The organism is Pseudomonas sp. HMSC08G10 (assembly GCF_001808425.1).
Taxonomy (GTDB): Bacteria; Pseudomonadota; Gammaproteobacteria; order Pseudomonadales; family Pseudomonadaceae; genus Aquipseudomonas; species Aquipseudomonas guariconensis.
Genome location: NZ_KV793332.1, coordinates 145,122 through 169,257 on the forward strand (window position 1 = coordinate 145,122; position 24,136 = coordinate 169,257).

The 24,136-nt window shown below is 63.2% G+C and carries 25 protein-coding genes; 8 read left to right on the forward strand and 17 right to left on the reverse strand.

Going from position 1 to position 24,136, the window contains the following annotated elements:
* Positions 1–123 precede the first annotated feature (123 nt).
* The gene (locus HMPREF3173_RS21755; RefSeq protein ID WP_043211202.1) at positions 124–435 is read right to left on the reverse strand and encodes a hypothetical protein; all 312 of its coding nucleotides are present in this window, start codon (positions 433–435) and stop codon (positions 124–126) included.
* A gap of 231 nt (positions 436–666) precedes the next feature.
* On the opposite strand from HMPREF3173_RS21755, the gene leuS reads away from it, so the two are divergent.
* The 5 genes from leuS (at position 667) to HMPREF3173_RS21780 (ending at position 6,719) form a co-directional block, all read left to right on the forward strand.
* Positions 667–3,273, forward strand: coding sequence for a leucine--tRNA ligase (gene leuS, locus HMPREF3173_RS21760; protein ID WP_070576626.1), 2,607 nt, complete (start codon positions 667–669; stop codon positions 3,271–3,273).
* Between the two features lie 61 nt (positions 3,274–3,334).
* Positions 3,335–3,940, forward strand: a complete 606-nt coding sequence (gene lptE / locus HMPREF3173_RS21765) for an LPS-assembly lipoprotein LptE (protein ID WP_070576630.1) — start codon at positions 3,335–3,337, stop codon at positions 3,938–3,940.
* A gap of 42 nt (positions 3,941–3,982) precedes the next feature.
* Complete coding sequence (gene holA / locus HMPREF3173_RS21770; protein WP_043211196.1) at positions 3,983–5,020, forward strand: DNA polymerase III subunit delta; 1,038 nt, start codon at positions 3,983–3,985, stop codon at positions 5,018–5,020.
* A 157-nt stretch (positions 5,021–5,177) separates the two neighbouring features.
* Positions 5,178–5,342, forward strand: a complete 165-nt coding sequence (gene arfA / locus HMPREF3173_RS21775; RefSeq protein ID WP_070576634.1) for an alternative ribosome rescue factor ArfA — start codon at positions 5,178–5,180, stop codon at positions 5,340–5,342.
* A gap of 60 nt (positions 5,343–5,402) precedes the next feature.
* A complete protein-coding gene (locus HMPREF3173_RS21780) occupies positions 5,403–6,719 on the forward strand; it encodes a lytic murein transglycosylase (protein WP_070576637.1) in 1,317 nt (438 codons plus the stop codon).
* Between the two features lie 86 nt (positions 6,720–6,805).
* Here the strand turns inward: HMPREF3173_RS21780 and HMPREF3173_RS21785 are convergent, their stop codons facing one another.
* The 13 genes from HMPREF3173_RS21785 to HMPREF3173_RS21845 form a co-directional block, all read right to left on the reverse strand.
* Positions 6,806–7,744, reverse strand: a complete 939-nt coding sequence (locus HMPREF3173_RS21785) for a S66 peptidase family protein (protein WP_070576640.1) — start codon at positions 7,742–7,744, stop codon at positions 6,806–6,808.
* Positions 7,745–7,838: 94 nt separating this feature from the next.
* Positions 7,839–8,858 carry a lipoyl synthase gene (gene lipA / locus HMPREF3173_RS21790; RefSeq protein WP_043211188.1) on the reverse strand — a complete coding sequence of 340 codons (1,020 nt, stop codon included), beginning with the start codon at positions 8,856–8,858 and terminating at the stop codon, positions 7,839–7,841.
* A 2-nt stretch (positions 8,859–8,860) separates the two neighbouring features.
* Entirely contained in the window at positions 8,861–9,508 is a 648-nt protein-coding gene (lipB, locus tag HMPREF3173_RS21795; RefSeq protein ID WP_070576642.1) for a lipoyl(octanoyl) transferase LipB, read from the reverse strand.
* Entirely contained in the window at positions 9,508–9,783 is a 276-nt protein-coding gene (locus HMPREF3173_RS21800) for a DUF493 domain-containing protein (RefSeq protein ID WP_043211184.1), read from the reverse strand. Before HMPREF3173_RS21800 ends, lipB begins: the two co-directional genes overlap by 1 nt.
* A gap of 73 nt (positions 9,784–9,856) precedes the next feature.
* A complete protein-coding gene (locus HMPREF3173_RS21805; protein ID WP_043211181.1) occupies positions 9,857–11,017 on the reverse strand; it encodes a D-alanyl-D-alanine carboxypeptidase family protein in 1,161 nt (386 codons plus the stop codon).
* 238 nt (positions 11,018–11,255) lie between these two features.
* A complete protein-coding gene (locus HMPREF3173_RS21810) occupies positions 11,256–12,254 on the reverse strand; it encodes a septal ring lytic transglycosylase RlpA family protein (protein ID WP_070576645.1) in 999 nt (332 codons plus the stop codon).
* Positions 12,254–13,276: a lytic murein transglycosylase B gene (gene mltB, locus HMPREF3173_RS21815; protein WP_371906709.1), complete on the reverse strand. Its 1,023-nt coding sequence runs from the start codon at positions 13,274–13,276 to the stop codon at positions 12,254–12,256. Before mltB ends, HMPREF3173_RS21810 begins: the two co-directional genes overlap by 1 nt.
* Positions 13,277–13,281: 5 nt before the next feature.
* A complete protein-coding gene (gene rodA / locus HMPREF3173_RS21820) occupies positions 13,282–14,385 on the reverse strand; it encodes a rod shape-determining protein RodA (protein ID WP_052352461.1) in 1,104 nt (367 codons plus the stop codon).
* Positions 14,386–14,423: 38 nt separating this feature from the next.
* Entirely contained in the window at positions 14,424–16,313 is a 1,890-nt protein-coding gene (gene mrdA / locus HMPREF3173_RS21825) for a penicillin-binding protein 2 (RefSeq protein WP_070576651.1), read from the reverse strand.
* 17 nt (positions 16,314–16,330) lie between these two features.
* Positions 16,331–16,798: a 23S rRNA (pseudouridine(1915)-N(3))-methyltransferase RlmH gene (rlmH, locus tag HMPREF3173_RS21830; RefSeq protein ID WP_043211172.1), complete on the reverse strand. Its 468-nt coding sequence runs from the start codon at positions 16,796–16,798 to the stop codon at positions 16,331–16,333.
* 9 nt (positions 16,799–16,807) lie between these two features.
* On the reverse strand, positions 16,808–17,227 hold the full coding sequence (gene rsfS / locus HMPREF3173_RS21835; protein WP_043211169.1) for a ribosome silencing factor: 420 nt from the start codon (positions 17,225–17,227) through the stop codon (positions 16,808–16,810).
* Positions 17,228–17,270: 43 nt separating this feature from the next.
* Positions 17,271–17,930 carry a nicotinate-nucleotide adenylyltransferase gene (nadD, locus tag HMPREF3173_RS21840; protein ID WP_043211166.1) on the reverse strand — a complete coding sequence of 220 codons (660 nt, stop codon included), beginning with the start codon at positions 17,928–17,930 and terminating at the stop codon, positions 17,271–17,273.
* Between the two features lies 1 nt (position 17,931).
* Positions 17,932–19,203, reverse strand: a complete 1,272-nt coding sequence (locus tag HMPREF3173_RS21845; protein WP_070576654.1) for a glutamate-5-semialdehyde dehydrogenase — start codon at positions 19,201–19,203, stop codon at positions 17,932–17,934.
* A 294-nt stretch (positions 19,204–19,497) separates the two neighbouring features.
* Between HMPREF3173_RS21845 and HMPREF3173_RS21850 the strand changes: the two genes are divergently transcribed.
* Together HMPREF3173_RS21850 and HMPREF3173_RS21855 are read left to right on the forward strand one after the other, a co-directional pair.
* Entirely contained in the window at positions 19,498–20,190 is a 693-nt protein-coding gene (locus tag HMPREF3173_RS21850) for a DNA-3-methyladenine glycosylase (RefSeq protein ID WP_070576657.1), read from the forward strand.
* Between the two features lie 4 nt (positions 20,191–20,194).
* Positions 20,195–21,511: a bifunctional DedA family/phosphatase PAP2 family protein gene (locus HMPREF3173_RS21855; RefSeq protein ID WP_070576660.1), complete on the forward strand. Its 1,317-nt coding sequence runs from the start codon at positions 20,195–20,197 to the stop codon at positions 21,509–21,511.
* A 153-nt stretch (positions 21,512–21,664) separates the two neighbouring features.
* Here the strand turns inward: HMPREF3173_RS21855 and HMPREF3173_RS21860 are convergent, their stop codons facing one another.
* From HMPREF3173_RS21860 to HMPREF3173_RS21870, 3 genes are read right to left on the reverse strand one after another with little or no spacing between them, the layout of a single operon-like run.
* On the reverse strand, positions 21,665–22,255 hold the full coding sequence (locus HMPREF3173_RS21860; protein WP_043211231.1) for an LON peptidase substrate-binding domain-containing protein: 591 nt from the start codon (positions 22,253–22,255) through the stop codon (positions 21,665–21,667).
* A gap of 9 nt (positions 22,256–22,264) precedes the next feature.
* Positions 22,265–22,981 carry an LrgB family protein gene (locus tag HMPREF3173_RS21865; protein WP_043211158.1) on the reverse strand — a complete coding sequence of 239 codons (717 nt, stop codon included), beginning with the start codon at positions 22,979–22,981 and terminating at the stop codon, positions 22,265–22,267.
* Entirely contained in the window at positions 22,978–23,340 is a 363-nt protein-coding gene (locus HMPREF3173_RS21870; protein ID WP_070092174.1) for a CidA/LrgA family protein, read from the reverse strand. Before HMPREF3173_RS21870 ends, HMPREF3173_RS21865 begins: the two co-directional genes overlap by 4 nt.
* Before the next feature lie 161 nt (positions 23,341–23,501).
* Between HMPREF3173_RS21870 and HMPREF3173_RS21875 the strand changes: the two genes are divergently transcribed.
* The gene (locus HMPREF3173_RS21875; protein ID WP_070576663.1) at positions 23,502–23,957 is read left to right on the forward strand and encodes a MaoC family dehydratase; all 456 of its coding nucleotides are present in this window, start codon (positions 23,502–23,504) and stop codon (positions 23,955–23,957) included.
* Positions 23,958–24,136: the final 179 nt, after the last annotated feature.

Genomic DNA, 24,136 nt, shown 5'->3' on the forward strand with positions numbered 1-24,136 from the left:
TCCTGGAAAGGAGTGCAGCCTAAGAGGATCGGCGCCGGGCAACAAGTGCGCGTCCGGCGCCGATCATAAGCAGTTTAAGTTGAGTACCGGCGCACGACGGTCTGCGCCTGGAATCCAGAACGGCTAGCGGGACAGCGTCCGGGATCTCGCCGTGGTGGCGGGGCGTTTCTTGTCCTTGAGCCAGACGATCTTCGCCGACGTCGGCTCCGGTTGCTGATAAGCACCGGCGCTGGCGAAACGACCTTCCGGGAGGGTTTCCAGGTAGGCCTTGATCACTTCGAACTCGGCGTGGCTCAGGCCACGCAGTTCCAGTTCAGCTGGCATCTCGTCGCGTAATCGTACGGAGGTCCTGGCCACTTCGAGTGCCAAGCCCAGGCGGTCGATCAAGCGTTCGTATAGCTCCGGTTTGATTGCGGGTAGCTGCGACTCTCCCATCCGTTCACCTCATTGAAGATAAGAATATCTCCCCCAAAGATGAGCTTAGCGTCACTCTGAAAAGCAGCCCGGTGCCGCGACCAACGGCCCCGGAGCCGCATTCAAGGTTTCCCACGATGCGCGGCGCTCATGTATGCTACGGCGTTCACTCCAACGACACCGCAGTGCCGGACGCAGCGAGGTTGCGCTGCCTGGAAACAGGGTCCTTATCTCTCTCAGCACAAAGTAGCCATGCACGAACAATACACGCCCCGTGATATAGAAGCCGCCGCCCAGACCTTCTGGGACGAGCAACAATCGTTCGCTGTCACCGAACAGCCAGGCAAGGACACCTACTATTGCCTGTCGATGTTCCCGTACCCGAGCGGCAAGCTACACATGGGCCACGTGCGCAACTACACCATTGGTGACGTGATCGCCCGTTACCAGCGCATGCAGGGCAAGAACGTCCTGCAGCCAATGGGTTGGGATGCGTTCGGCATGCCGGCCGAAAACGCCGCGATGAAGAACAACGTCGCCCCGGCCAAGTGGACGTACGAAAACATCGACTACATGAAGTCCCAGCTCAAGAGCCTGGGCCTGGCGATCGACTGGTCGCGTGAAGTCACCACCTGCAAGCCGGACTACTACCGCTGGGAACAGTGGCTGTTCACCCGCCTGTTCGAAAAAGGCGTCATCTACCGTAAGAACGGCACTGTCAACTGGGACCCGGTCGACCAGACCGTACTGGCCAACGAGCAAGTCATCGACGGCCGCGGCTGGCGTTCGGGCGCGCTGATCGAGAAGCGCGAAATCCCGATGTACTACTTCCGCATCACCGACTACGCCGACGAGCTGCTTGAAAGCCTCGACGAGCTGCCGGGCTGGCCTGAGCAGGTCAAGACCATGCAGCGTAACTGGATCGGCAAATCCCGCGGCATGGAAGTGCAGTTCCCCTACGACCAGGCGAGCGTCGGCCACGAAGGCACCCTCAAGGTCTTCACCACCCGTCCGGACACCCTGATGGGCGCGACCTACGTCGCGGTCGCCGCCGAGCACCCGTTGGCCACCCAGGCCGCCCAGGGCAACCCGGCACTGCAGGCGTTCATCGATGAATGCAAGAGCGGTAGCGTCGCCGAGGCCGACATGGCCACTCAGGAGAAGAAGGGCATGCCCACTTCCCTGCTCGTCCAGCACCCGCTGACCGGCGAGAAGCTCCCGGTCTGGGTCGCCAACTACGTGCTGATGCACTATGGCGATGGCGCCGTGATGGCTGTTCCGGCCCACGATGAGCGTGACTTCGAGTTCGCCCACAAGTACAACCTGCCGCTCAAGGCTGTGGTCCGCACCAGCGCCGGCGACGACGTGGGCAGCGAGTGGCTGGCCGCCTACGGCGAGCACGGCCAGCTGATCAACTCCGGCGAGTTCGACGGCCTGGATTTCGAAGGCGCCTTCGACGCCATCGAAGCCGCCCTGATCCGCAAGCAGCTGGGCAAATCGCGTACCCAGTTCCGCCTGCGCGACTGGGGCATCAGCCGCCAGCGCTACTGGGGCTGCCCGATCCCGATCATCCACTGCCCGACCTGCGGCGATGTGCCGGTACCGGAAGACCAATTGCCGGTCACCCTGCCCGAAAACGTGGTGCCGGACGGCGCCGGCTCGCCACTGGCGCGCATGCCTGAATTCTACGAATGCAGCTGCCCGAAATGCGGCGCCGCGGCCAAGCGCGAAACCGACACCATGGACACTTTCGTCGAGTCGTCCTGGTACTTCGCCCGCTACGCCTCGCCAAACTACGAAGGCGGCATGGTCGACCCGAAAGCGGCCAACCACTGGCTGCCGGTCGATCAGTACATTGGCGGTATCGAGCACGCCATCCTTCACCTGCTGTATGCGCGCTTCTTCCACAAGCTGATGCGCGACGAAGGCCTGGTCACTTCCAACGAGCCGTTCAAGAACCTGCTGACCCAGGGCATGGTGGTCGCCGAGACCTACTACCGTACCGCCAGCAACGGCGGCAAGGATTGGTTCAACCCGGCGGACGTCGAGGTCGAGCGTGACGCCAAGGCCAAGATCATCGGTGCCCGCCTGAAGACCGATGGCCTGCCGGTGGAAATCGGCGGTACCGAGAAGATGTCCAAGTCCAAGAACAACGGCGTGGATCCACAGGCCATGATCGACGCCTACGGCGCCGACACCTGCCGTCTGTTCATGATGTTCGCCTCGCCGCCCGACATGAGCCTGGAGTGGTCCGACTCCGGCGTCGAGGGTGCCAGCCGCTTCCTGCGCCGCGTATGGCGCCTGGCCCAGGCCCACGTGAGCCAGGGCCTGCCGGGCAAGCTGGACGTCGCCGTACTGGACGATGCGCAGAAAACCATCCGCCGCGCCATCCATGCCGCCATCAAGCAGGCCAGCACCGACGTGGGCCAGTTCCACAAGTTCAACACCGCCATCGCCCAGGTGATGACCGTGATGAACGTGCTGGAAAAAGCCCCGCAAGCCACCGAGCAGGACCGCGCCCTGCTGCACGAAGGCCTGGAAGCCGTCACCTTGCTGCTGGCCCCGATCACGCCGCACATCAGCCATGAGCTGTGGAAGCACCTGGGTCACGACCAGGCCGTGATCGATGCCACTTGGCCAAGCGTCGACGAAAGCGCCTTGGTCCAGGACAGCATCACTCTGGTGGTCCAGGTCAACGGCAAGCTGCGTGGCCAGGTCGAAATGCCCGCCAGCGCCAGCCGTGAAGAGATCGAAGCCGCCGCCCGCAGCAACGAGAACGTCCTGCGCTTCATCGATGGCCTGACCATCCGCAAGGTCATCGTGGTGCCGGGCAAGCTGGTCAACATCGTCGCCAACTGATGGCAACGCCCGCCCGCGCATGTTGCGGGCGGGCGGAATTGGCCCACAAGGGAGCTACAACATGATCAAACGCAATCTGCTGGTAATGGGCCTGGCCGTCGTGCTCAGCGCCTGCGGTTTCCAGCTGCGCGGCACCGGCACCACCGAGCTGAGCATCAAGGAAATGGACCTGCGCGCGCGCAATGCTTATGGCGAGACCGTGACCGAGCTGCGCGAATCCCTCAAGCGCAACGGCGTCAATGTCCACTCAGGCGCCCCCTACCGCCTGGTGCTGACCGACGAGCAGCAAACCCAGCGCGCCGCCACCTATAGCGGCGGCAACCGGTCGGTCGAATACGAACTCACCACCGTGCTCAATTACAGCATGCTGGGCCTGAACGACATCCCGCTGCTGAGCGACAAGGTCGAAGTGCGCAAGATCTACGTGCATGACGGCGACAACATCACAGGCTCCGACCAGGAAGCCACCCAAGCCCGCGAAGAAATGCGCCGCGATCTGGTCCAGACCATGCTCGTTCGCCTGCAAATGCTGACCCCGGGCCACCTGGACGAGCTGCAGCGCGAAGCAGAAGAACGCGCCAAGGCCGAAGCCCAGGCCCAGGAAGCGGCCCGCCGCCAGCAGGACGAAACGCCGCAGCAATCCCCAATGGAAGTTCCGGCCAACTGACCGAGGCCGAACGGGGCACCTTCGGGTGCCCCCGCATCCATCATGAAGCTCTCCCCCGCCCAACTCAACAAACACCTGCAAGGTGCCCTGGCCCCGGTCTACGTGGTCAGCGGCGACGATCCGCTGCTTTGTCAGGAAGCCGCCGACGCCATCCGTACCGCGGCTCGCCAGCAGGGCTTCGACGAACGCCAGGTGTTCAGTGCCGACGCCAATTTCGACTGGGGCACTCTGCTCCAGGCCGGCGCCAGCCTTTCCTTGTTCGCCCAAAGGCGCTTGCTGGAGCTGCGCCTACCATCGGGCAAGCCCGGCGACAAGGGCGCTGCCGCGTTAATGGAGTACTGCGCCAACCCGGCCGAGGACACATTACTGCTGGTCAGCCTGCCCAAACTCGACGGCAGCGCGCAGAAGACCAAGTGGGGCAAGGCGCTGATCGAAGGCCAGCACTGCCAATTCATCCAGATCTGGCCAGTCGACGCGCAGCAACTGCCACAGTGGATCAACCAGCGCCTGTCCCAGGCCGGACTGTCCGCCCAACGTGACGCGGTCGACCTGATTGCCGCGCGGGTCGAAGGCAACCTCCTGGCCGCCGCCCAAGAGATCGAAAAACTCAAGTTGTTGGCCGAAGGCAACCAGATCACGGTGGAAACCGTGCAGGCCGCCGTAGCCGACAGCGCTCGCTTCGACGTGTTTGGGCTGGTCGATGCCATCCTCAACGGCGAGGCGGCCCACGCCCTGCGCATGCTGGAAGGCTTGCGCGGCGAAGGGGTCGAGCCACCAGTCATCCTCTGGGCCCTGGCGCGCGAGTTGCGCCTGCTGGCTGGGCTTGCCCAGCAATTCAGCCAAGGCGTGCCGCTGGACAAGGCCTTCAGCCAGGCACGACCACCTGTGTGGGATAAACGCCGACCACTGGTCAGCAAAGCTCTCCAGCGCCTGTCCGCGCAGCGTTGGGCGCAGTTACTGCAGGATGCTCAGCGCATCGACGCCCAGATCAAGGGTCAGGCCGAAGGTTCCCCCTGGACGGGGCTGGCGCGGCTGGCGCTGCTGATGGCCGGGCAACGCCTGGCGTTGCCTGGCGAGTAAGCCATCTGCACTATTCCTGTAGGGGCTGGCGAAGCCAGCAATGGGCTGAAAAAAGTCTGCAAGACAGCCCCTATCTGCCCATAAATACAATCAATTGGCTCCTGCCCTACCCTGGTCTTACAGTCCGCCCCGACATCCACCCAACCGGGGTATCGCCATGAGCAAGAAGCCGAAGAAGCACGGGCCGAACAAGGCCAAGTCCATCATCGCCCAGCCACTGTTCCACTGCCGCCAGGAACGACCGAACAAGGGCAAAGGCAGCTACCGCCGCGAAGCCTTCCAATCGAGAGATTGGGAGGCTTCTTGCTTTTTGGCCGCATGAAGGCAGGAACCCCCCAGTCATGATATGGTCGGCACCTGAACCGCAATTCTGGATCTGTGCATGCCCTTTCGTCTGTCCCTGCGCTGGCCGTCTCGCCAGCTGATCGCAGCCTCCAGCTTCATCCTGCTCGTCGCCTGTGCGGAAAAACCCACCGCCGCCGACGCCTTGCCGCTGGCCCCCGCGCAGCCTGCGCCGAACGTGTCCCTGCCGGGCGCCACGCCTGACACCAGCAACGACATCCAGCCACTGCAAACCTTCGCCCAATGGCAGGCAGGCTTCCGCCAGCAGGCCTTGCAAGCCGGCATCAGTGCCAACACCTTCGATCGCGCCTTCCTAGGCGTCACACCCGACATGGACGTGATCAAGGCCGACCGCAGCCAACCCGAATTCGCCCGCCCGGTGTGGGAATACCTCGACGGAGCCCTGTCGCCGCTGCGTGTGCGCAACGGCAAGAAGCTGCTCGAGCAACATGCCGAGTTGTTGTCGCGCATCGAGCAGCGCTATGGCGTCGACCGCCAGGTGCTGGTATCGGTCTGGGGCATGGAAAGCAACTTCGGCCAGTTCCAGGGCAACAAATCAGTGATCCGCTCCCTGGCCACCCTGGCCTACGAAGGCCGTCGTCCGACCTTCGCCCAGGACCAACTGATTGCCGCCCTGCAGATCCTGCAGAACGGCGACATCCAGCCCGAGGCCATGCGCGGCTCCTGGGCCGGCGCCATGGGCCAGACCCAGTTCATTCCGACCACCTATAACACCCACGCGGTGGACTTCGACGGCGATGGCCGTCGTGATATCTGGAACAGCACAGCCGATGCCCTGGCATCCACCGCCCACTACCTGCAAAGCTCGGGCTGGAAACGTGGGCAGCCGTGGGGCTTCGAAGTCCAAGTGCCCGCAGGCTTCGACTATTGGCTGGCCGATGGCGTGCAGCGCAAGAGCGTCAGTGAATGGCTGCAACTGGGCGTAAAACTGCCAGCCGGCACCCAGCTGCCTGCAGGCAGCAGCCAGCTGTCCGCCGCCCTGCTGCTGCCGGCAGGGGCTCGTGGCCCAGCGTTCCTGGTGCTGGACAACTTCCGAGCGATCCTGAAGTACAACAATTCCTCGTCCTACGCCCTGGCGGTCAGTCTGCTGGGTGATCGCTTCTATGGCTGGGGCTTCATCGCCGGCAGTTGGCCCAAGGACGATCTGCCGCTGAGCCGTAGCGAGCGCATCGAACTGCAGGATCTGCTCAACGCCAGCGGCCACGAGGCTGGCAATGCCGACGGCATCATCGGAGCCAATACCCGCAAGGCCATCCGCAATGCCCAGCAGGCGCTGGGTTGGCCGGCAGATGGGTACCCGACCCACAAGCTGCTCGACAGCCTGCGTCGTCGCTAACCTGGCAACGAGCGTAGCCCTATGGGAGCGCGGGTACACCCGCTCCCACAGGTTTCTATGCAAGCCTCAAGGCCAGCACCCAGGCCTTATCGTTCAAACAACGACTGCTCCAATGACAGCCGCATGGCCTGACTGTCCAGCCTCACCCTGGCCCCCAGCGGCAGACACAGGTTGGGATCACAATGCCCACTGCGCCACCCCGCCAATACCGGGATACCCAACGGCCCGAAGATATCCTTCAGCAGCGGCGCCATCGCCGGCACGGTGATTCCGGCAAAATCGCCCACCAGCACACCGCGAATCCCATCCAGCTTGCCGGCAAGACGCAATTGGGTGAGTAGCCGGTCAACACGGTACAGCGGCTCGTTGACGTCCTCGATGAACAGGATACAGCCCTGGCTGTCGATCTCGCCCACCGTCCCCAAGGTCGCACACAGCACCGATAGATTGCCGCCCAGTAAACGCCCGCTGGCCATACCAGGGATCACGCAGGTCAGTGGATAGGCATCGGGATGGGCCAGTGCATCACCCTGGTGGACCTTGCCGTGCAATTGATCGAACAACGAACTGACGGTCGGCTCCTGCTTCGCGCCGAGCAGATCGGCATTGAGCATGCCGCCATGGAAGGTGATGAGCCCAGCGTGGCGCTGGAGCGCCGTGTGCAGGGCAGTGATATCGCTGTAGCCGATCAGCGGCTTGGGGTGTTGGCCGATCAGGTCGAAATCGAGCCGATCCAACAGCCGCATGCTGCCGTAGCCACCGCGCATGCACAGGATGGCGTCGATTTCAGGATCGGCAAACGCCCCATGCAAGTCATCCAGACGCTGCTGGTCTGGGCCGGCCAGATAGCCTTGGGCCTGAACGACGCCCGGAAACAGGCGGCACTGGTAGCCTCGGTCGGCAAACCACTGGCTTGCCTTGCGCCCGTCCAGCCGGGCCGGGCCCGCCGGGGCGACGATGGCAAAACAGGCATTGCCGGGCAGCGCTGCAGGCAGAGATGCATCCAGGGTTTCAACGCAGTTCATCGAACAACTCCTTGCACGTACAGGGGCAGCTCTCGGAAACAAAAATGCCGATGCCGCCTTCCGGCGTGCATCGGCATCGATCACTCAACCAGGCTCAGAGCTTGATCTTGGCTTCGTGGGCCTGTTGGTCGGCGTGGTACGAAGAGCGCACCAGCGGGCCGGAGGCAACGTTCTTGAAGCCCATCTTGTACCCTTCCTCGGCGAACCAGGCGAAGGTATCCGGGTGCACGAAACGTTGCACCGGCAAGTGGCTGCGCGAAGGCTGCAGGTACTGGCCCAGGGTCAGCATGTCGATGTCATGCTCGCGCATGCGGTGCATTACTTCGATGACTTCTTCGTCGGTCTCGCCAAGGCCGAGCATCAGGCCAGACTTGGTTGGTACATGCGGGACCATCTGCTTGAACTTCTGCAGCAAGTCCAGCGACCAGTCGTAGTCCGAACCTGGACGCGCAGCCTTGTACAGGCGCGGTACGGTCTCAAGGTTGTGGTTGAACACATCCGGCGGCTCCTGGGCGGTGATTTCCAGGGCAACGTCCATGCGACCACGGTAGTCCGGCACCAGGGTCTCCAGCTGGATGCCAGGCGACAGGGCGCGGATTTCGCGGATGCAGTCGGCGAAGTGCTGAGCACCGCCGTCACGCAGGTCGTCGCGGTCCACCGAGGTGATGACCACGTACTTCAGGCGCAGGTCGGCGATGGCCACGGCCAGGTTCTTAGGCTCGTCGAGGTCCAACGGCTTCGGCCGGCCGTGGCCGACGTCACAGAATGGGCAGCGACGGGTGCAGATGTCACCCATGATCATGAAGGTCGCGGTGCCGCCAGAGAAGCACTCGCCCAGGTTCGGGCAGGAGGCTTCTTCGCACACGCTGTGCAGCTTGTGCTTGCGCAGCAGTTGCTTGATGCGGTCGACCTCCGGGGAAACCGGAATGCGCACGCGAATCCAGTCCGGCTTCTTCGGCAGCTCTTCGGTAGGGATGATCTTGACCGGGATACGCGCGACCTTTTCAGCACCGCGCAGCTTCACGCCTGCTTCGACTTTCTTTGGCGCGGGACGCGCGGCGGCGTCCTGGGTGGGTACCGGGTTCGGCACGGCTTCTTGCACAGTTGTTGTCATATTCAGTCGATTCCGCCCGTGAGGGTCGTCTGCTCAGCATAGTCGAGGTGCTTGACCAGCTGTCCGCGCAGCCTTGTCCTGACCTCGGAGAGTTCGATCGGACCTGCCAGGTCACGCAACTGGGTCATCGCCAGCCCCGCATACCCACAGGGGTTGATTCGGCGGAATGGCGCAAGGTCCATGTCCACGTTCAGGGCAAGGCCGTGGAACGAACGGCCATTGCGGATTCGAAGGCCGAGGGAGGCGATCTTCGCCCCATCGACATAGACGCCAGGCGCATCGGGCTTGGCCACGGCCTGGACGTCATAACTGGCCAGCAGGTCGATCAGGCTGTGCTCGATCCGGCTGACCAGCTCGCGTACACCAAACCCCAGGCGACGAACATCCAGCAGCAGGTAGGCCACCAGTTGGCCGGGGCCATGATAGGTCACCTGGCCGCCACGGTCGGTCTGCACCACCGGGATGTCGCCGGGGACCAACAGGTGCTCGGCCTTGCCAGCCTGGCCCTGGGTAAAGACCGAGGGGTGCTCGACCAGCCAGATTTCGTCCTGGCTGTCCGGGCTGCGCTGCTCGGTAAAGCGCCGCATGGCCTCCAGCACCGGTTCATAGGGCTGCAGGCCAAGATCGCGAAAACCGAGGCAGGAAGGCATCAGAGCACCATTTTAACGATGCCGGTCGCGCGCAGGGCGCTGTTGATATCGTGCAACTGGTTCTCGCTTTCGGCAACGATGTGCAACTGCACCGTGGTGTACTTGCCTTCCTTGCTCTGGCGCTCGGCCAGGGTGGACAGATCGACCTTGGCATACTTGCTCAGGATCTCGATCACGGTGTCCTTGAAACCGACCACGGTATCGCCGATTACCTTGATCGGGTAATCGTCGCAGGGGAATTCGATCTTGTGCGACTTGACGTCAGGTTCGCTCATGGCGGAAACGGCCTCGTAAGCCGTGGCAACAACAACGCCCCTGCAGGATACGCAGGGGCGTGCAGGTCACGTATCAGTTGAACAACCCGTAGAAGAACAGACGGATGCTATCCCACATACGGCGGAAGAAACCACCTTCCTCGACGCCGTCGAGGGCGATGAGGTCGGCGCTGTGAACCACTTTCTCGTCCAGTTTGACTTCAACTTTACCGATCACGTCACCTTTGGCGATCGGGGCGGTCAGTTGCGGGTTCATGGTCATCGAAGCTTGCAGGCGCTTCAATTGGCCTTTAGGCATAGTCAGGGTCAGGTCGTTGGCGAGGCCGGCCTTCACCTGGCTGGTGGCGCCTTTCCAGACCGGGGACTGGGTCAGCTCGGTGCCCTTCTGGTAGAAGGTCTGGGTTTCGAAGAAGCGGAAGCCGTAGGTCAGCAGTTTCTGGGTCTCGGCGGCGCGGGACTGTTCGCTGTTGGTGCCGAACACCACGGCGATCAGACGCTGGCCGTCGCGGACGGCCGAAGCCACCATGCAGTAGCCGGCTTCGTCGGTGTGGCCGGTCTTCAGGCCGTCGACGGTCTTGTCACGCCACAGCAACAGGTTGCGGTTCGGCTGCTTGATGTTGTTCCAGTAGAACTCCTTCTGCGAGTAGATCGCATAGTGGGCCGGATCTTCGTCGATGATCGCGCGCGCCAGCAGGGCCATGTCGTGGGCCGAGGAATAGTGCTCCGGGTTCGGCAGGCCGGTGGGGTTCATGAAGTGGCTGTTGCTCATGCCCAGGTCGGCGGCGGTCTTGTTCATCATGTCGGCGAAGGCATCTTCGCTGCCGGCGATGTGCTCGGCCAGGGCGACGGAGGCGTCGTTGCCCGACTGGATGATGATGCCGTGCAGCAGGTCGCTGACGCTGACCTGGCTGCCGACCTTGATGAACATACGCGAGCCGCCGGTGCGCCAGGCATTCTCGCTGACGGTGACCGGGTCGTTCTCGCCGATCTGGCCACGACGGATATCCAGGGTGGCGATGTAGGCGGTCATCAGCTTGGTCAGGCTGGCCGGCGGCAGGCGTTCGTCACCGTTGTTCTCGACCAGCACGTTGCCGCTGGACGCATCCATCAGTACATAGGACTTCGCGGCCAGTTGCGGTGGCGCTGGCATCATCTGCTCTGCTGCGAAGGCAGCAGGCATGATCATCAGCAGAACGGGCAGGCAAAGTCGTTTGGCAAGGTTGGTGATGTTCATCCGTCTCTCGAAAATCGCTAATGGTCTGATGTTCCCTGGGACACGTCATGTGCCCAGCGCCAGTCAGGCTGGTTTTGCGGCCATGGGCCTGGCCCGCGAAATGCGGCTTTGTGTCGCGGCGGGCAAAAGCCAACATTGTACATGGGAGCGCCCGGCAATTCATGACAAAACCGACAGCTTGAGTGGCAAGCCCCTCTCAGCTTGGCGCTTGCCGCTGGTCGCTAGCCGCTCGGATAGCTCAGTCGGCAGTGACCAGCTTGGCCTGCCCCAGGTTGGCCAGGCGAATGCTGTCCTGGGCCTGCTGGATCTCGCCCTGGCTGTTGATTGGTCCAAGGCGCACACGGTGCAGAGTCTGCTGGTTGCGCACGATGGAGCTGATGAACACCGGCGCACTGACCATGGTGCTCAGCTTGGCGCGCAACAACTCGGCGGCATCGGGGTTGGCGAAGGCGCCCACCTGCAGGAAGCTGCCACCGTTGCCGGCAGGCACATTGTTGCCGCCCACCTGGACCGGCACGACGGGTGCCGCGTGTTGCTGCGGCGGCGGAGTCCATTGCTCGACCCGGCCGGTGTTGGCCGGAATCGCCTGGGTCTGGGCGACCTGGGGCTCCTTGAGCACCATCGGTGGCTGCTGGCCCCGCTGGGCCCACCACTGCTGCGGGTCGATGCCTTCGACGCGCACGTGCGCCGTGCCGATCTCGGCGTAGCCGAGCTTCTTCGCCGCCGCGTAGGAAAGGTCGATGATACGGTCGGAATAGAACGGGCCGCGGTCGTTGACGCGCAGGATCACACTGCGACCGTTGGCCAGGTTGGTCACCCGCACGTAGGCAGGCAGCGGCAAGGTCTTGTGCGCCGCGCTCATGCCATAGAGGTCGTAGAGCTCGCCATTGGCGGTGTTCTGGCCATGGAACTTGGTGCCATACCACGACGCCGTCCCCTCGGCGCGGTAGTTGCGCGAGTCCTGCATCGGGTAGTAGGTCTTGCCCAGCACGGTGTAGGGGTTGGCTTTGTAAGGACCGGTATGCACGGTCGGCGTGGCATCGGGAATCTTGTTGACGTCCACGTCCCACCAGGGCGCACCGTCCTTGTGGGCACGATTGATGTCCAACCCTGGCTTGGAGCGAACGACATTGCCGCTCTGCTGAGTCGGTCGGTTGGACGAACAGCTGACCAGCAGCACGGCGACGGTCATGCAGGTCAGCAGTTTGAGAGTGTTGACAGAGATCTTTGCGCGCATTACTTGACGCCCCGTGCTTGAACCAGCTGTTCCGAAAGCTGATGCACCGCCATGGCGTACATCACGCTGCGGTTGTAACGCGTGATCGCGTAGAAATTCTTAAGGCCCATCCAGTATTCAGGGCCATTGTCGCCCTCCAGGCGGAAGGCGGTCACAGGCAGATCATCGCGCAGCGCATCATGACTCGACCAACCCAGGGCTCGCAACTCCCCGACGGTCTTGACCGGCTCGATACCCGTGGTCAGCCCCTCGTCGGCGCGCTCGCCGAGTACCAGGGCGCGACTGACCACCGGCTCACCGGCCACCCAACCGTGACGCTTGAAGTAACTGGCGACGCTGCCGATGGCATCGGTGGGGTTGTTCCAGATATTGATGTGGCCGTCGCCGTCGAAATCCACGGCATAGCTGCGGAAGCTGCTGGGCATGAACTGCGGCAGGCCCATGGCCCCGGCGTAGGAACCCTTCAGGGTCAGCGGGTCGAGTTGCTCTTCACGAGCCAGCAGGAGGAACTCTCGCAGCTCCTTGCGGAAGAACTCAGACCGGGGCGGGTAATCGAAGCCCAAGGTCGACAAGGCATCGATCACCCGGTAGTTGCCGGTATTGCGACCGAAAAAGGTTTCGACGCCAATGATCGCGACGATCACCTGAGCCGGCACACCGTATTCTTGCTCGGCGCGGGCCAACGCCTGCTCGTGCTGGCGCCAGAAGTCCACGCCACGGGCAATGCGCGCGTCGGTGATGAACATCGGGCGATATTCCTTCCACGGCTTGACCCGCTCGGCCGGACGCGAGATCGCATCGAGAATCGACTGCTTGCGCTGCACCTCACGGAACACGCCCATCAATTGCTCACCGGCGAAGCCGTAGTCGCGGGTCATTTCGCCGACGAACTCTGCCACCTGGGGCGAGCCATCATAATCACCGGCATTGGCCTGCTGGACTGCGCCGAACAAACCCATCGCGCCAATCCACGGCGCACAACGGGCAGCCCAGCCACGCACTACTTGCATGAAATTCTTCACCTTATTCAAACCTGTGCAATCCATTTGCGGTGCGTATGGATCGACATCAGAACGCCAAACGCTGACAGCAGCGTCACCAACGAAGTTCCGCCATAGCTAATGAAGGGCAGCGGCACGCCAACCACGGGCAGAAGGCCACTGACCATACCGATATTGACGAATACATATACAAAGAACGTCATGGTCAAGCTGCCTGCGAGCAACTTGCCGAACAATGTCTGAGCCTGGGCGGTGATCACCAGCCCACGACCGATCAGCAACAGGTAAATCAACAGCAACAGGCAGATGCCGACCAGACCGAACTCCTCGCCGAGCACGGCGATGATGAAGTCGGTGTGGCTTTCCGGGAGGAAATCCAGGTGCGACTGGGTGCCCAGCAGCCAGCCTTTGCCGAACACACCGCCCGAGCCGATCGCCGCCTTGGACTGGATGATGTTCCAGCCCGTGCCCAATGGATCGCTCTCGGGGTCGAGGAAGGTCAGGACCCGCTGCTTCTGGTAGTCGTGCATGACGAAGAACCACATCGCCACCGCCACCGGCACCGCTGCGGCGATCACGCTGATGATCCAGCGCCAGCGCAGGCCGCCCATGAACAGCACGAAGGCGCCCGAGGCCAGGATCAGCAGCGCAGTCCCGAGGTCCGGCTGGCGCACGATGAGAATGAACGGCACGCCGATCAGCACCAGGCTGATCGCCACATGCTTGAGGTGCGGTGGCAAAGTGCGCTTGGACAGGTACCAGGCAATGGTCGCCGGCATGATGATCTTCATGAATTCCGAGGGCTGGAAGCGGATCACCCCCGGGATGTTGATCCAGCGCGTGGCCCCCATGGCGTTGTGCCCCATGACGTCCACTACTACCAGCAGCAGCACCCCGACCACATAGGCCAAGGGCACCCAGCGCGCCATGAAGCGCGGCTCGAGCTGGGCGATGACGAACATCGACACCAGGCCGATGCCGAACGAGGTGGCCTGCTTGAGCAGCAAGTCCCAGTTCTTGCCACTGGCCGAATAGAGGACGAACAGGCTGCCGGCCGCCAGGGTCAGCAGGATGACCAGCAAAGGGCCGTCGACATGGATGCGCTGCAGAAAGCTCGCGCGCCGACGCATCACGTCCTCACTGGAGAGCATGCGATCGAAATTGTTCTTCACTGGGCCGATTCCTGGACAACGGTGGCAGGCGCGAATTCAGGTTTGAGCCGGCCGCTCTCGTCGAGCAGCCAGGCGTCCATCACCTGGCGCACGACAGGCGCTGCGACGCCGGAGCCGGATTCGCCGTTCTCGACCATCACCGAGACCACGATCTTCGGATCTTCGGCAGGGGCAAAGGCGACGAACAAGGCGTGGTCACGGTGGCGCTCCTGGAGTTTGTTGCGGTCGTATTTCTCGCCTTGCTTGATCGCCACCACCTGAGCGGTGCCGCTCTTGCCGGCGATGCGGTACTGGGAGCCGAGCGCGGCCTTGCGGGCGGTACCCCGGGCGCCATGCATCACCTGCTCCATGCCATGGGTGACCTTGGCCCAGTCGGACTTGTCACGCAGGACGATATCTTCCATCGGGTTCTCGTCCACCGGCGGCTTGCCTTCGATGGTCTTGGCCAGGTGCGGACGGTTCCACTTGCCCTTGTTGGCGATCAACGCAGTGGCCTGGGCCAGTTGCAACGGCGTGGCCTGCATGTAGCCCTGGCCGATCCCAAGGATCAGGGTCTCGCCAGGGAACCAGGCCTGGCGACGGGTGGCGCGCTTCCATTCACGCGATGGCATCAGCCCGGGGGACTCCTCGAACATGTCGAGGGAAACCTTCTGGCCGATGCCGAACTTGTTCATGTAGCTGGACAGGCGATCGATACCCATCTTGTGGGCAAGATCGTAGAAGTAAGTGTCGTTGGAGCGCATGATTGCGGTGTCCAGATCGACCCAGCCGTCACCGGTCCGGTTCCAGTTGCGGTACTTGTGGTCGTAGTTGGGCAATTGGTAGTAGCCGGGGTCGAAAACCCGGCTGCTCGCGGTCACCACACCGCTGTCCAGCCCGGCGATGGCCACTGCCGGCTTGATGGTCGAGCCGGGCGGATAGAGCCCGCGCAAGACACGGTTGAACAGCGGCCGATCGATCGAGTCACGCAGCTCGGCATAGGCCTTGAAGCTGATGCCGGTGACGAACAAGTTGGGATCGAAACTCGGCTGGCTGACCATCGCCAGCACCTCGCCAGTACGCGGATCCAAGGCCACCAGCGCGCCGCGACGTCCGCCCAAGGCAGCTTCGGCAGCCTCCTGCAGCTTGATGTCAAGGCTCAGCACGATGTCCTTGCCAGGCTCAGGGTCGGTGCGCTTGAGCACCCGCAGAACCCGGCCTCGGGCATTGGTCTCGACCTCCTCGTAGCCCACCTGGCCGTGCAGCTCGGCCTCGTAGAAGCGCTCGATGCCGGTCTTGCCGATATGGTGGGTGCCGCTGTAGTTGACCGGGTCGAGGCTCTTGAGCTCCTTCTCGTTGATGCGCCCGACATAGCCCACCGAATGGGCGAAATGCGCGCCCTGTGGGTAATGGCGCACCAGCTGCGCCGCCACGTCCACACCCGGCAGACGGAACTGGTTTACCGCAATGCGGGCGATCTGCTCTTCGTTGAGTTCGAACAGGATAGGCACCGGCTCGAATGGCCTGCGCCCCTGCTTCATGCGCTTTTCGAACAGGGCCCGGTCATCAGGCGTCAGCTCCAGCACCTCGACGATGGTGTCGAGCACCTGGCGCCAGTCACCTGAGCGTTCACGGGTCATGGTGAGGCTGAAGCTGGGACGGTTGTCAGCGACGATCACCCCGTTGCGGTCGAAAATCAGCCCGCGGGTCGGCGGGATCGGCTGCACGTGCACCCGGTTGTTTTCCGAAAGTGTGGAGTGGTAGTCGTACTGGATGACCTGCAGGTAGTAGAGCCGGGCGATCAGGACGCACACCAGCAGCACGACCGCCACCGCGCCGACCACGACGCGGCTGCGCACCAGGCGGGCGTCTTTCTCATGGTCCTTCAGACGAATCGGCTGCGACATCGGACGGGCTTACAGGCTCATTTGTGGTAGGGGTGCCCGGACAGTACGGTCCAGGCGCGATAGATCTGCTCGCCGATCAGTATCCTTACCAACGGGTGCGGCAGGGTCAGTGGCGACAGCGACCAACGCTGTTCGGCGCGTGCGCAGACCTCCGGCGCCAGGCCTTCCGGGCCTCCCACCATGAGATTGACCGTACGCGCATCCAGGCGCCAACGATCCAGCTCGCCCGCCAGTTGCTCGGTACTCCAGGGCTTGCCATGGACCTCGAGGGTGACGATGCGTTCCCCGGGCTGAACCTTGGCCAGCATGGCCTCTCCCTCCTGGCGAATCAGGCGGGCGACGTCGGCATTCTTGCCACGGGTATTCAGCGGAATCTCCACCAGCTCCAGCGACAGCTCCGGGGGCAGGCGCTTGGCATATTCATGCCAGCCTTCCTCGACCCAGCGGGGCATGCGCGAGCCGACCGCGATCAGGCGCAGGCGCACAGCGTTTCCTCAGCCCCGGTCCTTGAGATTTTCGGAATAGCTGTGAGCGTTTTCCGGGCTGTGGTGCTTGCCATCGGCGGAGCGGCTCTGCTCGGCACCCAGCCACAGGCGCTCGAGGTCGTAGAACTGACGCGCAGCGGCAGTCATCATGTGCACGATGACGTCGTTGAGGTCCAGCAGGACCCAGTCGCTGTCGCCCTTGCCTTCTTCGCCCAGCGGTTGCACACCCTGGAGCTTGACGATCTCGCGGACCTTTTCGGCCATCGCGTTGATCTGCCGGTTGGAAGTACCGGTGGCGATGATCATGTAGTCGGTCAGGCTGTGCTTTTCACGCACGTCGATGACCTGGATGTCCTGGGCCTTGACGTCTTCCAAAGCCGATTTGGCCAGGTTGACCAGCTCTTCGCCGTTGATTTTCTGCTTGCTCATAAGAAACTCGTTCAATTCATGAATGAGGCGCCTGATGGCGCCGTCAGTGCGACGCACGGTAAAGGTCGTGCGCCTCGATATAGGCCAGTACTGCGTCCGGCACCAGGAACCGTACCGACTTGCCGCTGGCCAGCAGCTGTCGGATCTGCGTGGCGGACACCGCGAGCGGCGTCTGCCAGACGAACGAAATGTGCCCCGCCGGGCCGGACATGGCGGTGGGATCGCTCTCCGAGCGCGCAGCCAGCAGGTTGCGCAGCTCGTCAGGGGGTTCGACATCGGCATCCGGGCGTTGCAGCACCAGGATGTGACAGTGTTGCAGCAGCTCTTCCCAGCGATGCCAGCTGGGCAGTCCGCAGAATGCGTCCCAACCCAGCACCAGGAACAGCTGGTCGTCAGCGCCGAGTTCGGCGCGGATCGACTCCAATGTATCGATGGTGTAAGACGGTTTGTCCCGCGAAAGCTCCCGCGCATCCACACTCAGCCGCTCGACCCCGGCCACGGCGCAACGCACCATGGCCAGGCGGTCCTGGGGTGCCACCTGCGGGGTGTCGCGGTGCGGTGGCCGGGCGTTGGGCAACAGGCGCAGCTCATCCAACGCCATGAACTCGGCCACTTCCAGCGCGCTGCGCAGGTGACCGATGTGCACGGGGTCGAAAGTGCCGCCGAGAATGCCGATGCGCCGGACTGCCTGGGCCTTGCTCAACTCAGCAGGACTCCTGGCCACGCAGCTGGCCGTCACCGATCACCACGTACTTCTCGCAGGTCAACCCTTCCAGGCCGACCGGTCCGCGGGCGTGCAGCTTGTCGGTGGAGATGCCAATCTCCGCGCCCAGGCCATACTCGAAACCATCGGCGAAGCAGGTTGGGGCGTTGAGCATCACCGAGGCCGAATCGACCTCGGCCATGAATCGCCGGGCCTGGCCCTGATGCTCGGTGATGATCGAATCGGTGTGGTGCGAGCCATAGTGGTTGATGTGCTCGATGGCCGCGTCCAGGCCTTCGACGACACGGATCGACAAGATCGCGTCGAGGTATTCGGTGTGCCAGTCGTCTTCGCTGGCCGGAGTGGCTGCGATGATCGCTCGGGTGCGTTCGCAGCCGCGCAGTTCGACGCCCTTCTCCTGGAAGCGGCGGGCCATCTCCGGGAGGAATGCCTCGGCGACAGTGGCATCCACCAGCAGGGTTTCCATGGCGCCGCAGATGCCGTAGCGATAGGTCTTGGCGTTGAACGCGACGCGCCAGGCCTTGTCCAGGTCTGCATGTTGGTCGACATAGACGTGGCAGATGCCGTCCAGGTGCTTGATCACCGGTACCCGGGCATCGCGACTGATGCGTTCGATCAGGCCACGACCGCCACGCGGCACGATCACATCGACAAACTCAGGCATGCTGATCAGCGCGCCCACGGCCGCGCGGTCGGTGGTCTCGACCACTTGGACCACGGCCGCCGGCAAGCCGGCCTCGGCCAGGCCCTGCTGGATGCAGGCGGCGATTGCGCGGTTGGAATGAATGGCTTCGGAGCCGCCACGCAAGATGGTGGCGTTGCCGGACTTCAGGCACAGGCTGGCGGCGTCGATCGTCACGTTCGGGCGCGACTCGTAGATGATCCCAATCACGCCCAGCGGCACGCGCATCTTGCCGACCTGGATGCCCGACGGGCGGTAGCTCATGTCTCGGATGGCACCGACCGGATCCGGCAGGCTGGCCACCTGGCGCAGGCCGGTGATCATGCCGTCGATGCGCGCCGGGGTCAGGGCCAGGCGATCCAGCAATGCCGGCTCCAGGCCATTGGCGCGGCCATTGGCCAGGTCCTGTTCATTGGCTGCTGTCAGCTCGGCACGGGCGGCATCCAGGGCGTCTGCGGCGGCCTGCAGGGCGCGGTTCTTCTGCGCGGTGCTGGCACGGCCGATCACGCGCGAGGCCTCACGGGCGGCGCGACCCAGGCGGGTCATGTAGTCAAGAACGGACTCAGTCATGGGCTCGGTGTCTTGGCGAAGGGGAAATCGGCTGATTATAACTGGCACGCTCGGGTACGCCCAGCGGCGGGTGGCGGATGGTCGAAAATGAGCGACAGGATCTGTAGGAAAGATGTAACTACCCATATCGAAATTGCGCCAAACCGATCATGGGGCAACCTGCTGGCCCAGAAAACGACACAGCGCATGCGAAAACGGCTTTATCCGCGAAAGGGGCACTGCTGCCCCTCGGTTCAGCCTCGATTAAGCCATTAATTGCTATCATCTGCGCCCCGACCACCACGAGCCGACCGCATGCCAGACACAGCCCCCTGCCCGGCCCGCGCCCTGCCCGACAGCTTCTTCGACCGAGACGCCCAGACCTTGGCCCGGGACCTTTTGGGCAAGGTGATCCGCCATCGCCAGGGCAATCTCTGGCTCGCGGCACGCATCATCGAGACCGAGGCCTATTACCTCACCGACAAAGGCAGCCACGCCTCGCTCGGCTACACCGAAAAGCGCAAGGCGCTGTTCCTTGATGGTGGGCACATCTACATGTACTACGCCCGCGGCGGCGACTCGCTGAACTTCAGCGCCCACGGCCCGGGCAATGCCGTGCTGATAAAATCCGCCTACCCCTGGGTGGACGCGATTTCAGATGCCAACAGCCTGGCGCAGATGCAACTGAACAATCCCGATGCCAGCGGCAACCTGCGCCCGGCCGAGCGCCTGTGCGCGGGGCAGACCCTGCTATGTCGAGCCCTGGGCCTGAAAGTGCCGAACTGGGACGCCAAGCGTTTCGACCCAGAGCGCCTGTATGTCGAGGACTGCGGTGCAGTGGTAGCGCAGGTGATCCAGACCACCCGCCTGGGCATCCCCCATGGCCGCGACGAACATCTCCCCTACCGCTTCGTCGATGCCGAATACGCGCGCTTTTGTACACGGAACCCGCTGCGCCGGGGCCAAGTCGAAGGACGTGATTTTTCCATCCTGAAACAAGGAAGCTGACCCCATGGGCCAATGGCTCGACAGCCTGACCGGCTGGCTCAGCGCCAACCCCCAGTGGCTTGGCCTGGCGATTTTCCTGGTGGCCTGCGTGGAATGCCTGGCCATCGCCGGCATCATCGTGCCGGGGACCGTTCTGCTATTCGCCGTGGCCGTGCTGGCCGGCAGCGGCACCTTCAGCCTCGGCGAGACATTGCTGCTGGGCTTTCTCGGCGGGCTGCTGGGGGACGCGGTGTCGTACTCACTGGGCAAGCGGTTCCATCAGAACATCCGCCGCCTGCCGCTATTGCGCCATCATCCGGAATGGATCGGCAGCGCCGAGGCTTACTTCCAGCGTTATGGTATCGCCAGCTTGCTGGTAGGACGCTTCATCGGCCCGCTGCGACCGATGCTGCCCATGGTCGCAGGCATGTTCGACATGCCGCTGCCGCGCTTCATCGCCGTCAGCCTGCTGGCCGGCGCCGGCTGGTCGGTGGCTTACCTGTTGCCGGGCTGGGCCACCGGGGCGGCTATGCGCCTACCTCTGCCGGAAGGGTTCTGGCTGGATGCAGGCGTCATCGCCGGCACGTTGGCGGTGCTGATCGGCTTTAGCCTCAACAGCAGCCTGCGTGACCAGCGCTACGGCACACGCCTGATCGCCGGCCTGAGCTTCCTCGCCCTGGCAGGCATCTTCTTGGGCTGGCCATTTCTGCACGAATTCGACCAAGGAATCATGACCCTGGTGCAGGAGCACCGTAGCCAGGCAGTCGATGGCGCCGTGGTGCTGATCACCCGCTTGGGAGATTTTCGTACTCAACTGTTCCTGGGCGGCTTGCTCACCGGGCTTCTGTTGCTGGCACGGCAGTGGCGTCATGCCCTGTTCGCCGGTGGCGCGCTGATGGGTACGGCGATCGCCAACGGCACGTTGAAATGGCTATTCGCTCGCGCACGCCCCGAAGTACTGACCGACCCACTGACCAGCTACAGCATGCCCAGCGGCCACAGCTCGGCGTCGTTTGCGTTCTTCCTGGTGCTGGCAGTGCTGGCCGGACGCGGCCAGCCGCCGCGCATGCGCCTGACCTGGGTGATGCTGGGCTGCCTGCCGGCACTGGCGATCGCCTTGTCGCGGGTATACCTGGGGGCCCATTGGCCGACCGATATCCTTGCCGGAGCGCTGTTGGCGTGTTGCGTCTGCGCGCTGAGCCTGACCCTGGTGCAGCATCGCCAACCGCTTCAGGCCTTGCCACTGCGCGTGTGGTGGCTGGTACTGCCGGCCTGCGTTGCCCTGTTGGCGTTCTTCGCCCTGCACGCCCTACCCCAGGCGCTGTTGCGCTACCAATATTGAGACGCGACCCGTTCGGTGTACTCACCGCCGCATTCATAGGTAAACCCGCTCCCACCGCTCTTGCGTCGTTTCTGCAGGAGCGGGTTTACCCGCGAAAGGGCCCAGACAAGCAATGCAACGGACCGTTGCATCTACTGCGCTGCACCGGGCAATTCAAGCGAACAGCTCGCCCTGGATGCGGTCCAGCAGGTTCTGGATGGCCTCGAGCCGCAACTGCGGCGAGTCGATGGCCAACAGGTCGAGCTTGTCTTCTTCCATGAACGGCAACAGGTAGCCCAGCTGGTTGGCCAGGGACTGGCATCCATCCACGGCCCGCGGCATATCCAGAGCCGCCACCATCGGGTGTTCACCCAGCGCTTGCAGCAGCGCCAGCAGATCGTCATCCCGCTCGGACAGCGCGCTGTCCGCAAGCTCCGGCAGCCAGTGCACATCGCCGACCATCAACTGATCTTTCTGCACCTCGGTCTGCTCCAGGCGAAAACGCCGCACACCTTCCACGCGAATGCCCAGCAAGCCGTTTTCCTGCTGCACGAAGTCGCGGATCAGCGCCTCGCAGCCGACCGAGGCCACCACCGGCGGCGCCTTGCCGACCTGCTCGCCCTCGAGGATGCACACCACGCCGAACCCACCGCCCTGCTTCATGCAACGGCTGATCATGTCCAGGTAGCGCGCCTCGAAAATCTGCAGATCGAGCAGGCAGCCGGGAAACAGCACGGTATCGAGGGGAAACAGCGGTAGCGTCATCTTCATTCCTCACACCAGCAGGCTGACCGCCAACGGCAGGAACACCGCCGTGGCCACGCCCATCAGGCTCATCGCCAGCGCGGCGAAGGCGCCGCATTCGTCACTTTCCTGCAAGGCAACCGAGGTGCCTACCGCATGGGCGGTGATGCCCAGAGACATGCCGCGCGCCTCGGGGCTGAGCACGCCAAAGCGGGTCAGCAAAGCCGGGCCGAAGATTGCCCCGATCACCCCGGTGATCAGCACGAACACCGCTGCCAGGGCCGCAACGCCACCAATCTGCTCGGCCACCAGCATGGCAATGGGTGATGTCACCGACTTTGGCGCCATGGTCATCAGGATCATGTGCTCGGCCCCGAACCACCACCCCAGCGCCAGGCACGCCACGGTGGCGAACAGGCCTCCGATTACCAGCGTAGTAAATGTCGGCCAGAACAGTTGGCGGATCCGCCGCAGGTTCAGGTAGAGCGGCACAGCCAAGGCGACGGTGGCCGGGCCCAGGAGGATGTAGAGGATCTCGGTGCTCTTGCGATACTCGGTGTAATCGATGCCACACGCCAGCAGTACGCCGATGACCAGCACCATCGACATCAGCACCGGTTGCAGGAAGATCCAGCGGGTTTTCTCGTAGGCCGCCAGCACCACCTGATAGGCCCCCAAAGTGATGCCGATGCCGAACAGAGGGTGGTGGATGACCGCGTCGAGCGCGCCTTGCCAGTCGAACATCATGGCTGCTCCTTGTGCTTGCCTTGGCGGTTGATGAGCTTTTGCATCAGTACGCCGACGAACACCAGGGTCACCAGGCAGGAAATCACCAAGGCGCCAGCGATGGCCCAGAAGTCCGCGGCGATGTCCTTGGCATAGACCATCACGCCCACCGCCGGCGGCACCAGCAACAACGGCAGGTAGCGCAGCAGGCTACCGGACGCCTCACTCAAAGGCTTGCCCACTTCACCTCGCACCATCAGCGATACCAGCAACAGCAGCAGGCCAATGATCGGTCCCGGCAAGATGGGCACGAACAGATGATTGATCGCCGTCCCCAGCAGTTGAAACAACACCAGCCAGGTCAAACCACGCAACAGCATAAGGATCTCCTCCAGGCAGTGCGGCCATTATAAGCATGCACCCTGCAGCCCTAGTAAGCCGATTTGCGGCGAAAAGATGACAACTTGACTGTAACGGGGCGACCGTGATGATCTTGCACTGCCGTACCAAATCGAGCAGCAAGACAACCTGGAGAGTCGCGATGCCCTATGTACCTGTTAGCGCGTTATCGCAGTATGTCGGCAAGGAACTGGGACGTTCCGAGTGGTTGAAGATCGATCAGCAGCGCATCAACCTGTTTGCCGAGGCCACGGGGGACTTCCAGTTCATCCATGTCGACCCAGACAAGGCCGCCAAGACGCCATTCGGCGGCACCATCGCCCACGGTTTCCTGACCCTCTCGCTGATTCCCAAGTTGATGGAGGACATCCTCGTCCTGCCCGAAGGTCTGAAGATGGCGCTCAACTACGGGCTGGACAGCGTGCGATTCATCCAGCCGGTAAAGGTGGACAGCCGGGTGCGCCTGAAAGTCGAGCTGGCCGACGCCACGGAGAAGAAACCCGGACAATGGCTGCTCAAGATCACCGCCACCCTGGAAATTGAAGGCGAGGAAAAACCGGCCTACATCGCCGAGCCACTCTCGTTGTGCTTCGTCTGACTCGAGGCCGCCTGCCAGCCCTTCACGAGTGAACCGCTCCCACAGGTGCGGCGCTTCCATCAAAAGCACCGCAAAACCTGTGGGAGCGGTTCACTCGTGAAGGGGCCGGCGTGCGGCGCCCAGTACCTTCGCCGGCGCATTCTGCGGCATACTCGACGCATCGTTTGCCCGGAATCCGC

What these genes read in the sequence shown, in the direction of transcription:
- HMPREF3173_RS21755 (WP_043211202.1), bottom strand. Translation starts at nt 435, where the DNA reads ATGGGAGAGTCGCAGCTACCCGCAATCAAACCGGAGCTATACGAACGC.
- leuS (WP_070576626.1), top strand. Translation starts at nt 667, where the DNA reads ATGCACGAACAATACACGCCCCGTGATATAGAAGCCGCCGCCCAGACC.
- lptE (WP_070576630.1), top strand. Translation starts at nt 3,335, where the DNA reads ATGATCAAACGCAATCTGCTGGTAATGGGCCTGGCCGTCGTGCTCAGC.
- holA (WP_043211196.1), top strand. Translation starts at nt 3,983, where the DNA reads ATGAAGCTCTCCCCCGCCCAACTCAACAAACACCTGCAAGGTGCCCTG.
- arfA (WP_070576634.1), top strand. Translation starts at nt 5,178, where the DNA reads ATGAGCAAGAAGCCGAAGAAGCACGGGCCGAACAAGGCCAAGTCCATC.
- HMPREF3173_RS21780 (WP_070576637.1), top strand. Translation starts at nt 5,403, where the DNA reads ATGCCCTTTCGTCTGTCCCTGCGCTGGCCGTCTCGCCAGCTGATCGCA.
- HMPREF3173_RS21785 (WP_070576640.1), bottom strand. Translation starts at nt 7,744, where the DNA reads ATGAACTGCGTTGAAACCCTGGATGCATCTCTGCCTGCAGCGCTGCCC.
- lipA (WP_043211188.1), bottom strand. Translation starts at nt 8,858, where the DNA reads ATGACAACAACTGTGCAAGAAGCCGTGCCGAACCCGGTACCCACCCAG.
- lipB (WP_070576642.1), bottom strand. Translation starts at nt 9,508, where the DNA reads ATGCCTTCCTGCCTCGGTTTTCGCGATCTTGGCCTGCAGCCCTATGAA.
- HMPREF3173_RS21800 (WP_043211184.1), bottom strand. Translation starts at nt 9,783, where the DNA reads ATGAGCGAACCTGACGTCAAGTCGCACAAGATCGAATTCCCCTGCGAC.
- HMPREF3173_RS21805 (WP_043211181.1), bottom strand. Translation starts at nt 11,017, where the DNA reads ATGAACATCACCAACCTTGCCAAACGACTTTGCCTGCCCGTTCTGCTG.
- HMPREF3173_RS21810 (WP_070576645.1), bottom strand. Translation starts at nt 12,254, where the DNA reads ATGCGCGCAAAGATCTCTGTCAACACTCTCAAACTGCTGACCTGCATG.
- rodA (WP_052352461.1), bottom strand. Translation starts at nt 14,385, where the DNA reads ATGCGTCGGCGCGCGAGCTTTCTGCAGCGCATCCATGTCGACGGCCCT.
- mrdA (WP_070576651.1), bottom strand. Translation starts at nt 16,313, where the DNA reads ATGTCGCAGCCGATTCGTCTGAAGGACCATGAGAAAGACGCCCGCCTG.
- rsfS (WP_043211169.1), bottom strand. Translation starts at nt 17,227, where the DNA reads ATGAGCAAGCAGAAAATCAACGGCGAAGAGCTGGTCAACCTGGCCAAA.
- HMPREF3173_RS21845 (WP_070576654.1), bottom strand. Translation starts at nt 19,203, where the DNA reads ATGACTGAGTCCGTTCTTGACTACATGACCCGCCTGGGTCGCGCCGCC.
- HMPREF3173_RS21850 (WP_070576657.1), top strand. Translation starts at nt 19,498, where the DNA reads ATGCCAGACACAGCCCCCTGCCCGGCCCGCGCCCTGCCCGACAGCTTC.
- HMPREF3173_RS21855 (WP_070576660.1), top strand. Translation starts at nt 20,195, where the DNA reads ATGGGCCAATGGCTCGACAGCCTGACCGGCTGGCTCAGCGCCAACCCC.
- HMPREF3173_RS21860 (WP_043211231.1), bottom strand. Translation starts at nt 22,255, where the DNA reads ATGACGCTACCGCTGTTTCCCCTCGATACCGTGCTGTTTCCCGGCTGC.
- HMPREF3173_RS21865 (WP_043211158.1), bottom strand. Translation starts at nt 22,981, where the DNA reads ATGATGTTCGACTGGCAAGGCGCGCTCGACGCGGTCATCCACCACCCT.
- HMPREF3173_RS21870 (WP_070092174.1), bottom strand. Translation starts at nt 23,340, where the DNA reads ATGCTGTTGCGTGGTTTGACCTGGCTGGTGTTGTTTCAACTGCTGGGG.
- HMPREF3173_RS21875 (WP_070576663.1), top strand. Translation starts at nt 23,502, where the DNA reads ATGCCCTATGTACCTGTTAGCGCGTTATCGCAGTATGTCGGCAAGGAA.